Genomic DNA, 12,409 nt, shown 5'->3' on the forward strand with positions numbered 1-12,409 from the left:
AACTCCAGGAATCGGGTCGTGCAGCCTAGGCAAAAGCCGCGGCGCTGTCGCGGCAGCCGGTCACGCTCCGACCCTCGACTGGTTCACGCCACGGCGATGCGCGCGCCCACCGGGGCGCGGGTCGAACCGGGTCAGCCCCGCCAGCGGCGGACGGCTTTCTGGAAGAACAGGCTGTTGGGCACCTGCAGCCAGGCGCCGGGGCTTTCGCTGCTGGCGTCTTCGAGGGTGGTGTAGAACATGTTGATCGCCACCACCCGGCCCTTCACCCCGGGCTTGTCGGCGCTGTCGATCACCTCCACCAGGTCCCCCAGGCGGAACGGCCCGAGGGCGAAGATCAGCAGGGCGCAGAACAGGTTCGACAGCACGCTCCAGATGGCGAAGAACGCCACCGCCGCCACGGCGGCGAAGCCGGTCAGGGCGGTCCACAGCACCTGGGCGGAGACACCGAAGCGCTCCAGCACCATCATGAAGGCGCTGCCCATGATCAGCCAGCGCAGGCCCCCGCGCAGGGGCATCAGGAGCTCACCCGGCAGCTGCGGGTAATGGGTCCCCAGGCGGGTGATGCCCCGGGTGACCAGGCGTTGCACCAGCCAGGCGAGCAGCACGATGGCCAGGACTTGGGCCGCGCGCAGCAGCGGCTCGCTCCAGGCGGCGAGCAGGACCAGATCGTCCATCAGCCGACCTCCTCCAGTTGCCTTTGCAGGTCTTCGAGCCGCTCCAGGGCGACCAGCCAGCGTTCTTCCAGGTCGGCTTCCCGGGCCTTCAGGCTGGCCTGATCCGCCAGCCGCTCACGCAGCTCGTCCCGCCGCGCGGCCTCGTACAGGGCGCTGTCGCCGAGCCGGGTCTCCAGGGCGGCGAGGGCCTCGTGGACCGTGCCCAATTCCTTCTCCAGCTTCTCCGCCTCGCGGCGCAGCGGTGCCAGCTGCTGGCGTTGCGCCGCGGCGGCCTGGCGCTGGGCGCGCTTGTCGGTCTTGTCGCCGACGGCCGGCGATTCGTTCACGGGCACTTGGCGGGCGCGGTAGTCCACCAGCCAGCGGGCGTAGTCGTCGAGGTCGCCGTCGAAGCTCTGCACGCGGCCGTCGGCCACCAGCAGGAACTCATCGGTGGTGCTCTTGAGCAGGTGCCGGTCGTGGGACACCACCAGCACCGCACCGGAGAACTCCTGCAGGGCCAGGGTCAGCGCCAGGCGCATTTCCAGGTCCAGGTGGTTGGTGGGTTCGTCCAGCAGTAACAGGTTGGGCTTCTGCCAGGCGATCAGCGCCAGAGCCAGGCGTGCCTTCTCGCCCCCGGAGAAGTTCAGCACCGGCTCGTCGCAGCGCTCGCCGCGGAAGTCGAAGCCGCCGATGAAGTCCCGCAGGGTCTGCTCCCGCTCCCCGGGCGCGATGCGTTGCAGGTGCAACAGCGGGCTGGCTTTCGGGTCGAGGGCGTCCAGCTGGTGCTGGGCGAAATAGCCGATGGCCAGGTTCTCGCCACAGCGCAGCTCGCCCCCCAGGGGCGCCAATTCGCCAGCGAGGGTCTTGATCAGGGTGGACTTGCCGGCGCCATTGGGCCCCAGCAGACCCAGCCGCGCACCGGGGCGCAGCTGCAGCTTCACCTGTTGCAGGACCGCGCGCTCGCCATAGCCGAGGCGGCCCTCGCTCAGGTCCAGCAGCGGGTTGGAGAGTTTATCCGCCTCGCGGAAGCCAAACTCGAACGGCGAATCCACGTGGGCCGGGGCCAGCTCCTCCAGGCGCTCCAGGGCCTTGATCCGGCTTTGGGCCTGGCGCGCCTTGGTGGCCTGGGCGCGGAAGCGGGCGATGTACTTCTCCATGTGGGCGCGCTGCGCCTGCTGCTTCTCGTAGGCCTGCTGCTGCTGCGCCAGCCGCTCGGCGCGGGTGCGCTCGAAGGCCGAGTAGCCGCCGCGGTAGAGGGTCAGCTTGCGCTGCTCCAGGTGCGCCACGTGGTCCACCACGGCGTCGAGGAAGTCCCGGTCGTGGGAAATCAGCAGCAAAGTGCCGGGATAGGCCTTGAGCCAGTCCTCCAGCCAGAGGATCGCATCCAGGTCCAGGTGGTTGGTGGGTTCGTCCAGCAACAGCAGGTCGGAAGGGCACATCAGCGCCTGGGCCAGGTTCAGCCGCATACGCCAGCCACCGGAGAAATCCCCCACCGGCAGTTCCATCTGGCTGGCCAGGAAACCGAGGCCGGCCAGCAGCTTGCGGGCCCGTGCGTCGGCGGTGTAGCCATCGGCGCTGTCCAGCTCCACGTGCAGGCGGGCGATGGCCGTGCCGTCATGGGCCGCCTCGGCGGCGGCCAGGTCGCGCTGGACCCGGCGCAGGTGCACGTCGCCGTCCAGCACGTAGTCCACCGCGCGCCGCTCCAGGGTGTTCACCTCCTGGCGCATGTGGGCGATGCGCCAGTCCGCCGGCAGGCTGCAATCGCCGCCGTCGGGACCGAACTCGCCGCGCAGCAGGGCGAACAGGGTGGATTTGCCGGCGCCGTTGGCGCCCACCAGACCGGCCTTCTGGCCGGCGTGCAGCGTCAGGTCCGCGCCGTCTAGCAGACGTTGCGGACCCCGCTGTAGAGTGAGGGTGTTCAATCGGATCATAAGGCGGCGGAGTTTATCAGCTTCGCCGGATCATCTGGGATGCCCATGGCCGACGACCTCTGGCGATTCGCCCTGACCCTATACGCCCGCCCCGGGGTGGAAGCGGCGTGCCTGGATGCCCAGGCGCGAGGCGCGGACGTGTGCCTGCTGCTGGCCGGCTCCTGGCTCGGCCGGCGAGGCGTGGACTGCGACCCGCAGCGGGTCGCGGCCCTGAAGGCGCTGACCCGCCCCTGGCGGGACAGCGTGGTGGCCCCGCTGCGCGGGTTGCGCCAAGGCTGGCGCGACGCGGCCCGGGATGACCCCGAACTGGCGGCGCTGCGGGAGCGCGTGAAAGCCCTGGAGCTGGAGGCGGAACGCGTGCTGCTGCAGCGCCTGGCGCACTGTGCCGACGACTGGCCGGCCGACGTAGCGGGCGATGCCACCGACGCGGTGGTCCGCACCTGGCTGGAAGCCCTCGCAGGCGACGCGGCGTCATCCGCCGCCCAGGCGCTGGATGACCTGCGTCGGGCGGTGCCGGAAACCTGAAACCTGCCCGCGTCATCCGCGGGCCGGTCACCTGGACTCAGGTGCTGGGGGTCTCGCTGCTCGGGCTCGGCGTAGCGGGCGCGGTGGCGCCGTCGGTGGCATGCACCGGCGTCGGGACCGTGGCCGGGCTGGCGGTCGCCGGCTTGCGGGCCGGGGCTGCCGGCTTGCGGGCCGATGTGCTGGCGGGCTTGGCAGCAGCGGGCTTGGTCGCGGCGCTTTTCGCAGCAGCAGGCTTGGCGGCAGCGGGTTTGGCACCGTTGGCGGCGGGTGTGGTGCTAGCTGTGGACGTGGCACCGGCGGTACGGCTTCGGGACGCCGGCTTGGCGGTACCGGCCTTGTTCGCAGCACTGCTGGAGCGGGCTGGCGACGGGGCGTCCGCCTTCTTCGCCGGGGCGGCCGGTGTACGGGGCTTGCTGGCCGGCTTCGCGGCGGCAGCGGTGCGGCTGGGGGTGGCTGCCGGCGCTTTGCGCGCACGGGCCGCCGGTTTCGCCCCAGGGGGCGCGGAGCGGGACGCCCCGGTTTCGCGGGCGGCCAGGGCCTGGCCTGCGGCCTCGTGGACCTTGCCGATGCCCTGGGCCAGCTTCAGGCTTTCCTCGGCGTCCTGTTTCAGGCGCGCGATGTACTGGCGGGTCTCTGCCTGGCGCTCCTGCAGCGAATCCAGCAGGTCCTCCAGTTCGCCCACGGCCTGCTTGGCCTTGGCCTGGGCCTTGAGCTTGCCGACCTCGACGGCGCCCTGGAGCTTGGCGCGTCGCGTCAGCAATTTTTCCTGGGCCTTGCCCCGCTGTTTTTCCAGCTTGGCGAGCAGTTTTTCCGCGTCGATCAGGGCCTGGCTGCAGGCGTCCTGCAGGTGGTCGAGCAGGCTCTGGGACAATTGCTGGAGCAGGTGCAACGGCGTACGAACAGGCTTCTTCTTGGCCGCCATGGGCATTCCTCCGGGAGCGGACGAGGGGGTGCGCCCCATACTAGGCGCTGCGGACAGGGCCGTCGAGCCGGGCGCGCCTCCGCGGACGCGCGGCATGCTGGCGCAGCAGGCGCCTTGAGCGTCGCCCCGCGGCTGGCATAATCGCCTGCCGTGTCCCGGAGGCTTCCCATGCGCCGCTCGTTGCTGTCCATCGCCCTGCTCACGTCCCTGGCCGGCACTGCCGTGGGCGATGATGCCCACGACCTGTCCTACAGCCTGGGGGTGCGCCTGGGCGAGCGACTGCGGGAGGAAGTGCCCGACCTGCAGGTGGAAGCGTTGCTCAAGGGCCTGAGGCAGGCCTACCGGGGCGAACCCCTGGAGCTGCCCGCCGCACGGATCAAGCAGTTGCAGGCTGCCCACGAGGCCCGGATGGTCGAGGCGGAGCGCCTGCACACACGGGAGATTGCCGCGGAAACGCGCTTTCTGGTGGCCGAGAAGGCCAAGCCGGGGGTACGTGAACTGGCGGGCGGGGTACTGATCACCGAACTGCAGAAGGGCAACGGCGGCAGGCCGCGGTCGGGGGGTGAAGTCCGGGTGCGCTACACGGGGCAACTGGCGGACGGCAGTGTCTTCGATGCCAGCCCGACGCCGGCCTGGTTCAAGCTCGATAGCGTGATCGCCGGCTGGCGCATGGCGCTGCTGGAGATGCCGATGGGCGCGAAGTGGCGGGTGGTGATCCCGTCCGCCCAGGCCTATGGCACGGAGGGCGCCGGCGACTTGATCCCGCCCTATGCGCCCTTGGTGTTCGAGATCGAGCTGCTAGATGGTCGCTGATTCCGCCGGCTCGATGTCCTGCTCGCGATGGGCGTTGTGCAGCACTTCGATCAGGCAATCTTCCAGTTCGAATCGCTCGTGGAGGCACTGGCCCAGGCGCTTGAGTTCCTGGGTGAGGCAAGTACCGCGGGCCTTGCCCTTGTCGCACAGGTCGTTGAAAGCCAGCGCTTCTTCGGTGATGGCCTGGATGCGCGGGTACAGCCGGTGCGCTAGCTCCACGCCACGCTCGTCACCGAATGCCAGGGCTTCGCTGAGCAGTTGCTCGTAGATTTCGAAGTGGCCGGCAGACACGTAGTCCACCAGGGATTCGCAGAATTGCAGCAGCGCCTCGGGGTTGTCGCCAGGAGCGATGGGGGCGTCGCTGAGGATCTTGAAGTGGCGGATCAACTGATGACGTTCCTGCAACCAGCGATCGATCAGGAGGTGGACGCCGCCCCATCGTTCCTGGGCGTTCTGGCAGCTCTCGAGCATGATGGCTTCCCTTTTCTTCGCTGAGTTATCGGCGCCACGCAGTGGGCGGTGGCGGAGGATGACCGGGAAACACCGCGAAAATGGCGACTTCCGGCGCGAGTATGCGGGCCAGATTATGCCCGGTGGACAGCGCCTTCAAGGCACCTCGGCGGAAAATTTCATACGCGCGTTCGAACGAAAACAATCTGAACCGAACGCACCCGGGGAGGTCTGGAGCCCGCGCGGAGCGCGGGCTTCGCCTGTCAGGCACGGCGCAGCAGTTGGTACAGGCTGAAGGCGGCCATACCGATGAAGGCCAGCAACGCCCACTCCGGCAGGCTCATGCCGAACAGCGTCCAGGTGACTTCCACACAATCGGCGCTGCCGTGCAGCACCAGACTGACGATCTCCTGGAAAGGCAGCGCATCCATCATGTATTCCAGGCTCGGCAGGCAGGCGGGCAACTGGTCGGCCGGGACGTTCTGCAGCCAGATCTGCCGGCCAGCGGTGGCGCCGCCGCCGACGGCGCTGAGCAGCATGAGGAAGGCGTAGACGCGGCGGCCGGTGGTGGCCGGGTTGTGCAGGAAGCCCACCAGCCCGATCACCCCGAACAGGATTACGAAGATCCGCTGCAGGATGCACATCGGACATGGCGCGAGGCCCACCACGTGCTCGAGGTAGAGGGCACCGGCCATGACGGCAGCGCTGCCGAGGAAAGCCAGGAGAAACAGCATGCGGGGGCTGGCCAGGGGCATGGCGGCTCCGAGGGAAGTGAGGAAAGGCGGTTACGGTAGAGGAAGCCCGAGGGGCTTTCAAGGCGCCGCGCGAACCGTGAGCGGGCGCCGGTCCGGGGAACGGCGCCACGCGTCAGGCCAGGGCGCCCTCGCCCGTCATCCGGCCTGGGGGACCGGCAGGGTCACGGGGTGCCGGCTGCGTTCCAGCAGGTCGAAGCCCTCGCGGAACAGCCGGTTGCTGCGCTCCACGTCGCCCCGCTCGGCCAGCAGGTGGGCAAGTTCGGCACAGGTCTCCGGATCGCGCTCGAAGGCCAGGCTGGATTCGAAGTACTCGTTGGCCTTGCCCCACAGCTGGTTGTGCAGGCACAGCCGGCCGAGGGTGAGCAGTAGCACCGGATCGCTGGGATGCTGGGCCAGCCAGGCCTCGGCAGTCTGCAACTGCTTGCCCGGCTCACTTCCCTGGAGCAGCCCGTACAGGCGCACCAGGCGCGCGTCGTAGCGGTCGCGCAGGGCTTGGCGGACCAGTTTCTCCGCCTCGTCATCAGCGCCCAGGCGGTGCAGGCGCTCGGCGTAGGCAGCCAATAGCGCCGGCTCCTGGCGTCGGGCGGACGGCACCGCCTGCCAGGCGGCCTGCAACTCGGCGAGGTGGGTCTCGCCCGTGCCGGTCTCGCCCAGGTATTCGGTCCAGACCTGGCGCTCCACCCCATCCAGCTCGCTGTCACCCAGGGCCTTTTCCTTGCGCAGCACGGGTACCAGATCGCGCAGGGGCGCCCAGTCGCCCCGCATCAGGTAGACACGCTGCAGCTGCCGCAGCACCTGGGGATGCCGGGGTTGGCGGGCGCGCATGGCTTCCAAGGTGTCCCGGGCGCCGTCGGTCTCGCCGCGCTCCACTTGCAGCTCGGCGTGGGTCAGGGCGATGGCCAGCTCGGCGTCGGGCTGACGCTCCAGGGCCCGGGCCAGCAGCCGATCACTCTCGGCGGCATCCCCCAGCGCCTGGGCGGCCCGGGCGGCGCCCAGGTAGTACGCCAGAGGCCGTGGATCGGCCTCGGCGGCGCGCTTGAGGTGCCGCAGCGCCCGCTCCCAACGCCCTTCGGCCAGGTCGAGGAAACCCTGCTCGGAGGCCTGGTGGATGCGCCGACGGCGATGCCGGCCGGACCAGGGGTTCACCAGCCCGCCGGTCACCACCACGGCGCTGAGCAGCAGGCGCACCAGGTAGACCAGCAGGGCCACCACCGCCAGCAGCGCGAGGGTGGCCCACAGGCTCGACTCGTAGCGGAACCCGTCGTAGGCGATCAGCACGTAGCCCTTGTGGTGGGCGATGGCGAGCCCCAGCAGGGCCAGCCCGGCGAGCACCAGCAGCATCATCAGCAGCAGCGCAACACGTCTCATGGGCGGGCATCCTCCGCCGCCGGCGCGGCCTCGGGCGCCTCGGTAGCCGCGTCCGGCACCGCGTCACGGGCCGCCTGCTTGTGCTGCAGGTACGCCTGGACGGCGTCCAAGGTGGGGCTCAGGTCGGGGGTTTCCACCGCCACCGGCTGCTGCGCCAGTTCGTCGAGGCGCCCGCTCAGGGCGCGGTTGTCCGCCTTCTGCGGATCGAAGTAGGCGGCCAGTACCTGGCGCGCCTGGCCGAGGGCCTGGCGGTAGACGCCGCTCTCGCCGTGCAGGGCGGCCCACTGGGCCTGTTCTAGGGCCAGGGACAGGGTCAGCCGCACCTGCTCAAGGCTCTGCCCGGCCAGCAGCGGCTTGATGGCGGGATCGGCATTGAAGTCCAGGCGGAAATAGTCGGCCAGGGTATCGAGCCAGCGCGACCAGACGGCGTCGTCGCGGTGCTGCGCCGCCAAGCTGCGCAAGGCGTCGTCGTGGACCTCGAAGGCGGGATCGACGGGGTCCAGGGAGGCCACGCGCTCGCGCAGCGCCCCCAGTTGCAGGAACAGGCCGGTGCGGTCCGGACGCGGCAGGCTGCGCAGGGCTTCCAGGCTCTTCGCCAACTGCTGCCGCGCGGCATAGCCGCTCGGGTCGTCCTGTTCGCGGATGATGTCGTCGGCGGCCTGCACCAGGGCCTGGGCGCTGTTGATGTCCTGCAGCGCGGAGAGGCGCAGGGCGGCCAGGCGCAACAGGTGCTCGGCCTCGGCCAGGCGCCAGTCCTGGCGGCTGGCGCCGAGCACGCCCTCCAGGCGCTGGCTCAGGTGCTGCTGTTCGCTCTGCAGGTCGCCCAGCAGGCGCTGGCGCTCCTCCAGCTCGGCTGGCGCCGGCAGTTCCGCCAGGCGTGCGCTGAGGCGACGCTCGCTCTGTACCAGGGCCTGGGTCTTGCCGCGGGTGTCTTCCAGCTGCGCCAGCTGCTGCTGGTCGTACTGGTCGAGCTGATGGACCTTCCACACCCCCCAGCCGCCTATGCCGACGCCGGCCAGGCCGATCGCCAGGGCCAGCGCCGCCAGGCCCCGGCCGCTTCGCTCGGCGGGCGCGGGGGCGAGCACCGGCTCGGGCGTCGTGGAGGTCGGTTCTTCGGAGGGGAAGGCTGTTTCGCTCACGTATCCATCCTTTGCTTCAGGGGGTGGGCGCCTCGCATCGTTCGAGGGCCGCCAGCAAGGCCGCGGCGCTGGCGCCACGGCAATCCACGACTCGTCCGGCGCCTGCGGCGCGGGCTTGCTCGGCCACCCGCGGGCTGGGCACGAACAGGGGTAACGCCGACAGGGCCGGCCAGGCATCGCCGGCCAGGGTGCGCAGGTGCTCGAAGCCCTGCCCACTGCTGACCACCAGCCCGTTCAGGCGTTCCGCTTGGACGCGCCGCGCCAGCGCGCCCGGCGGGTGATCCGGCAGGCGACGACGGTAAAGCGCCAGATAGTCGACCGCGACGCCGCGTTCGCGCAAGCGCTCCGCCAGCCACTCGCGGCCTCCTTCGCCGCGCACGATCAGCGCGCGTGCGCCGGGTGCTGACAGGCTCTCCGCCAGGGCCGGCAGCGCCAGCAGCGCCTCGCTGTCGTCGCCCTGCTGCGGCCAGTGGCTGGTCAGCCCGTAGTCAGCCAGCAACTGGCCGGTGGCGCCGCCCACGGCGAACCAGTGCTGGGCCGCGGGCGGCTGCGGCCAGTAGCGGTCGACGGCGTCGAGTACCAGGCGGGCCGCCGGCTTGCTCACCACGATCACCGCGGCGTAGCGGTCCAGTTCGAGGATCGGTTGGCGCCGCTCGGGGCTGTCCGGCAGGTCCTCGATGGCCAGCAGTGGCAGGCAGCTGCCGAACACGCCGTGGGCGGCCAGTTGCCGGGCGAGGGTTTCGCCGTCCTCCGCCGGACGCGTGATCAGCAGCCGCCAGGCGGAAGGATTCACACCGGCCCGCCGTCGCCGTAGATGGCCTCGAGAATCGCCCCGGCGCCTTTCTCCAGCAGCGCCTCGGCGACACGGATGCCCAGGGCCTCGGCGTCGTCCGCGGCGGCGCGCTCCTCGGCCCGCAGCAGCAGTTCGCCGCTGGGGCTGCCCACCAGGCCGCGCAGCCACAGCCGGTCGCCTTCCAGCTCCGCGTAGCAGGCGATGGGGACCTGGCAGCCTCCGTTGAGGCGCCGGTTCAGCGCCCGCTCGGCACTCACCCGCAGGGAGGTCTCGGCGTGGTGCAGCGGCTGCAGCAGGCGATGGATCTCGTGGTCCTCGCTGCGGCACTCGATGCCCACCGCGCCCTGGCCACCGGCGGGCAGGCTGTCGGCGATGCTCAGGGAGGCAGTGATGCGCGCCTCGAAGCCCAGGCGGATCAAGCCGGCGGCGGCGAGGATGATGGCGTCGTACTCGCCCGCGTCCAGCTTGGCCAGGCGGGTGTTCACGTTGCCGCGCAGGAAATGGATGTTCAGGTCCGGCCGGCGCGCCAGCAGCTGGGCCTGGCGGCGCAGGCTGGAGGTGCCCACGACGCTGCCGGCGGGCAGCGCTTCCAGACTGGCGTAGGTATTGGAGACGAAGGCATCGCGGGGGTCTTCCCGCTCGCAGATGCAGAACAGACCGAGGCCCTGGGGGAAGTCCATGGGCACGTCCTTCATGGAGTGCACCGCGATGTCGGCCTCGTTCTCCAGCAGCGCGGTCTCCAGTTCCTTGACGAACAGGCCCTTGCCGCCGATCTTCGCCAGCGGCGCATCCAGCAGCTTGTCGCCGCGGCTGACCATGGGCACCAGGCTGACCCGCAGGCCGGGGTGGGCCTGCTCGAGGCGGGACTTGACGTATTCGGCCTGCCAGAGCGCCAGGGCGCTCTTGCGGGTGGCGATGCGGATTTCGCGGGGCATGGGGCACTTCCAGAAAGCGGACTGCCGGCCATGATACCAGCCGCACGGGAGGGCGGATTGAGACGTGTCAGTCCGAGGCGCGGTTCGGGAGCGGCTGACGGCGGGCCGGCGCAAGCACGCGCGGCCGCGCCGCTAGAGGTTGTGCATGAGCTTGCGCACGCCGGCCACGTGGCGGCGGCTGACGGTCAGGGCCTCGTCGTTCATGCCTTTGAGGTAGAGCTGGAAATGCCCCAGGGGCGTTCGCTGCAGGCGCTCGATGCGCTCGCGGGCCACCAGGGCGTTGCGGTGGATGCGCACGAAGCGATCGCCGAACTCGTCTTCCAGCGCCTTGAGCGGCTCGTCCAGCAGCACTTCCCCGCCTTCATGGCGCAGGGTCACGTACTTGTGATCGGCGATGAAATACAGCACCTGACCCAGGGGGATCAGCTCGATACCCTTGCGGGTGCGGGCGCTGATGTGAGTGCGCGGACCGCTGCCGGTGTTGGCGGCCGGCCGGGTCAGGGCGGCCAGCTGGATGCGGTTGGGCCGCTCAGCCTTCTGCAGTGCTTCTGCCAGGGATTCCGGGCGCACCGGCTTGACCAGGTAGCCGACGGCGCTGACCTGGAAGGCGTCCACGGCGAATTCGTCATGGGCGGTGCAGAAGATCACAGCCGGGGGGGTGTCGCGCTCGCACAGGCGCGCAGCGACCTGCAGGCCGTCGAGCCCGGGCATGCGGATGTCCAGCAGGACGATGTCCGGCTTGAGGTTGTCGATGAGGCTCAAGGCCTCTTCGCCATTGCTGGCTGCAGGTTCCAAAACACGGTACCCATCGAGGTCGCCGACCAAACGGCTCAGGCGTTCGCGGGCAAGGGGTTCGTCATCGACGATCAGGACATTCATATTGCTCTGGCTTCCTGCGTGAGTCTGGCACAAGGATAGCGTAGACAGGTGAAGTGGCGACCGTCACAGCGCTCCACGGTGAGACTTGCCCGCGGTCCGAAAAGTGCCGCAAGGCGCGCTTCTATATTGGTCAATGCCTGCTGTGTTCCACGGGACGGCGCGTGAGCGCCCTCGTCGAACGGGTTGCTGACGCACAGGGTGAACAGCCCGTTCTCGTACCGGGCTTCGACCCTCACCAGTCCCCCTTCGATCCGTGGCTGGATGCCATAGATCAGCGCATTTTCCAGCAGCGGCTGCAGCGTCAGCTGCGGGATCGGCAGATCGGGGGGCACCCGCTCCACGTCCCAGTCCATGTGTAGACGCTCGCCCAGCCGATAACGTTCGATCGACAGGTAACGCTCGGCCAGCTCCAGTTCGTCGCGCCAGGTCACCAGGGTGCCGGTCTTGCCCAGGCTGGCGCGGAACAGGTCGGACAGGTCCAGCACCGCCTGCTCGGCCTTGACCGGGTCGGATGCCACCAGGCTGGCGATGCTGTTTAGGCTGTTGAACAGGAAGTGCGGGCGGATGCGCGCCTGCAGCGACTCCAGGCGCGCCCGCAGCTCCGCCTGCTGCTGGTGCCGCCACTGGCTCTGCAGGTAGAAGTAACGCAGCAGCAGGGCGGTCATGATCAGCCCGATCAGCGCATGGCGCAGGTAGAGGTTGGCCTCGCCCGCCCGGGACAGCGGCCCGCCCAGCTCGTAGTGGTCGGCGATGGCCGTGCAGCCCAGGGTCAGCGCTACCACCACCAGGCAGCACAGCAGGGTCGACACCGCCACCGGCAGGCGGGCCAGCAACGCGCGGGCCTGGCACAGCAGCGCCGCCGACAGCAGCACGATCCACTGCACGAACAGTGAGGTCAGCGCCAGGCGCGTCCAGTTGAAGCCGGATACGAAGGGCTCGGCGCGGAACGGCTCGGCCAGCACCAGCACCAGCACCAGCAGCTCCGCCAGCAGCACCAGCCCGAGCAGGGCCTCGGCCTGGCACAGCTCGGGAACGAAAAAGTCATCGGTGGGCGTGCGGTCGCGCATCGGCGGAGGTCCTGTGGTCGGATCGGTGCAGTGTCCCGGCCGCCGTCCGCGCCGGCAAGCCGGCGTGCACCGGTCGGACGGATTCGACCGGCGAAAGGCGAGGCGGCGATGGAAACTGTGAGACGGCCGACATTTCCCGGGCGGGCGCGACCGCTCGGCAACGCTGTTATGATCGCGCC

Annotated in this window: 13 protein-coding genes; 2 read left to right on the top strand and 11 right to left on the bottom strand. The window is 70.1% G+C overall.

The window, feature by feature from the left end; genetic code table 11:
* Window positions 1-131: 131 nt before the first annotated feature.
* Window positions 132-674, bottom strand: a complete 543-nt coding sequence (locus FM069_RS08925) for a mechanosensitive ion channel family protein (RefSeq protein ID WP_143487947.1) — start codon at window positions 672-674, stop codon at window positions 132-134.
* On the bottom strand, window positions 674-2,584 hold the full coding sequence (locus tag FM069_RS08930) for an ATP-binding cassette domain-containing protein (RefSeq protein WP_143487948.1): 1,911 nt from the start codon (window positions 2,582-2,584) through the stop codon (window positions 674-676). Before FM069_RS08930 ends, FM069_RS08925 begins: the two co-directional genes overlap by 1 nt.
* 45 nt (window positions 2,585-2,629) lie before the next feature.
* On the opposite strand from FM069_RS08930, the gene FM069_RS08935 reads away from it, so the two are divergent.
* Window positions 2,630-3,109, top strand: a complete 480-nt coding sequence (locus tag FM069_RS08935) for a TIGR02444 family protein (protein WP_143488063.1) — start codon at window positions 2,630-2,632, stop codon at window positions 3,107-3,109.
* A gap of 37 nt (window positions 3,110-3,146) precedes the next feature.
* Here the strand turns inward: FM069_RS08935 and FM069_RS08940 are convergent, their stop codons facing one another.
* The gene (locus FM069_RS08940) at window positions 3,147-4,031 is read right to left on the bottom strand and encodes an AlgP family protein (RefSeq protein ID WP_143487949.1); all 885 of its coding nucleotides are present in this window, start codon (window positions 4,029-4,031) and stop codon (window positions 3,147-3,149) included.
* A gap of 168 nt (window positions 4,032-4,199) precedes the next feature.
* Here FM069_RS08940 and FM069_RS08945 point away from each other — a divergent pair, with 168 nt between their 5' ends.
* Window positions 4,200-4,844: an FKBP-type peptidyl-prolyl cis-trans isomerase gene (locus FM069_RS08945; RefSeq protein ID WP_143487950.1), complete on the top strand. Its 645-nt coding sequence runs from the start codon at window positions 4,200-4,202 to the stop codon at window positions 4,842-4,844.
* On the opposite strand, the gene rsd is transcribed toward FM069_RS08945, so the two are convergent.
* From rsd to FM069_RS08985, 8 genes are all read right to left on the bottom strand, one after another.
* The gene (rsd, locus tag FM069_RS08950) at window positions 4,830-5,315 is read right to left on the bottom strand and encodes a sigma D regulator (RefSeq protein WP_143487951.1); all 486 of its coding nucleotides are present in this window, start codon (window positions 5,313-5,315) and stop codon (window positions 4,830-4,832) included. The genes FM069_RS08945 and rsd overlap by 15 nt on opposite strands.
* Before the next feature lie 242 nt (window positions 5,316-5,557).
* Window positions 5,558-6,049 carry a disulfide bond formation protein B gene (locus FM069_RS08955; protein WP_143487952.1) on the bottom strand — a complete coding sequence of 164 codons (492 nt, stop codon included), beginning with the start codon at window positions 6,047-6,049 and terminating at the stop codon, window positions 5,558-5,560.
* Window positions 6,050-6,184: 135 nt separating this feature from the next.
* Complete coding sequence (locus FM069_RS08960; RefSeq protein ID WP_143487953.1) at window positions 6,185-7,417, bottom strand: heme biosynthesis HemY N-terminal domain-containing protein; 1,233 nt, start codon at window positions 7,415-7,417, stop codon at window positions 6,185-6,187.
* Window positions 7,414-8,556 (bottom strand): uroporphyrinogen-III C-methyltransferase, encoded by a 1,143-nt coding sequence (locus tag FM069_RS08965; protein ID WP_143487954.1) that lies wholly within the window; start codon window positions 8,554-8,556, stop codon window positions 7,414-7,416. Before FM069_RS08965 ends, FM069_RS08960 begins: the two co-directional genes overlap by 4 nt.
* A gap of 16 nt (window positions 8,557-8,572) precedes the next feature.
* Window positions 8,573-9,349, bottom strand: coding sequence for a uroporphyrinogen-III synthase (locus tag FM069_RS08970; protein ID WP_143487955.1), 777 nt, complete (start codon window positions 9,347-9,349; stop codon window positions 8,573-8,575).
* Window positions 9,346-10,284: a hydroxymethylbilane synthase gene (hemC, locus tag FM069_RS08975; RefSeq protein WP_143487956.1), complete on the bottom strand. Its 939-nt coding sequence runs from the start codon at window positions 10,282-10,284 to the stop codon at window positions 9,346-9,348. The genes FM069_RS08970 and hemC overlap by 4 nt, the downstream gene beginning before the upstream one ends.
* 132 nt (window positions 10,285-10,416) lie before the next feature.
* Window positions 10,417-11,163 (bottom strand): LytR/AlgR family response regulator transcription factor, encoded by a 747-nt coding sequence (locus FM069_RS08980; protein ID WP_143487957.1) that lies wholly within the window; start codon window positions 11,161-11,163, stop codon window positions 10,417-10,419.
* A complete protein-coding gene (locus FM069_RS08985; protein ID WP_143487958.1) occupies window positions 11,160-12,230 on the bottom strand; it encodes a sensor histidine kinase in 1,071 nt (356 codons plus the stop codon). Before FM069_RS08985 ends, FM069_RS08980 begins: the two co-directional genes overlap by 4 nt.
* Window positions 12,231-12,409 lie beyond the last annotated feature (179 nt).

The sequence above is a fragment of the Pseudomonas mangiferae genome, assembly GCF_007109405.1.
GTDB lineage: Bacteria > Pseudomonadota > Gammaproteobacteria > Pseudomonadales > Pseudomonadaceae > Pseudomonas_T > Pseudomonas_T mangiferae.

Coding starts and splice junctions, on each gene's coding strand:
- FM069_RS08925 (WP_143487947.1), bottom strand. CDS start 674: ATGGACGATCTGGTCCTGCTCGCCGCCTGGAGCGAGCCGCTGCTGCGC.
- FM069_RS08930 (WP_143487948.1), bottom strand. CDS start 2,584: ATGATCCGATTGAACACCCTCACTCTACAGCGGGGTCCGCAACGTCTG.
- FM069_RS08935 (WP_143488063.1), top strand. CDS start 2,630: ATGGCCGACGACCTCTGGCGATTCGCCCTGACCCTATACGCCCGCCCC.
- FM069_RS08940 (WP_143487949.1), bottom strand. CDS start 4,031: ATGGCGGCCAAGAAGAAGCCTGTTCGTACGCCGTTGCACCTGCTCCAG.
- FM069_RS08945 (WP_143487950.1), top strand. CDS start 4,200: ATGCGCCGCTCGTTGCTGTCCATCGCCCTGCTCACGTCCCTGGCCGGC.
- rsd (WP_143487951.1), bottom strand. CDS start 5,315: ATGCTCGAGAGCTGCCAGAACGCCCAGGAACGATGGGGCGGCGTCCAC.
- FM069_RS08955 (WP_143487952.1), bottom strand. CDS start 6,049: ATGCCCCTGGCCAGCCCCCGCATGCTGTTTCTCCTGGCTTTCCTCGGC.
- FM069_RS08960 (WP_143487953.1), bottom strand. CDS start 7,417: ATGAGACGTGTTGCGCTGCTGCTGATGATGCTGCTGGTGCTCGCCGGG.
- hemC (WP_143487956.1), bottom strand. CDS start 10,284: ATGCCCCGCGAAATCCGCATCGCCACCCGCAAGAGCGCCCTGGCGCTC.
- FM069_RS08980 (WP_143487957.1), bottom strand. CDS start 11,163: ATGAATGTCCTGATCGTCGATGACGAACCCCTTGCCCGCGAACGCCTG.
- FM069_RS08985 (WP_143487958.1), bottom strand. CDS start 12,230: ATGCGCGACCGCACGCCCACCGATGACTTTTTCGTTCCCGAGCTGTGC.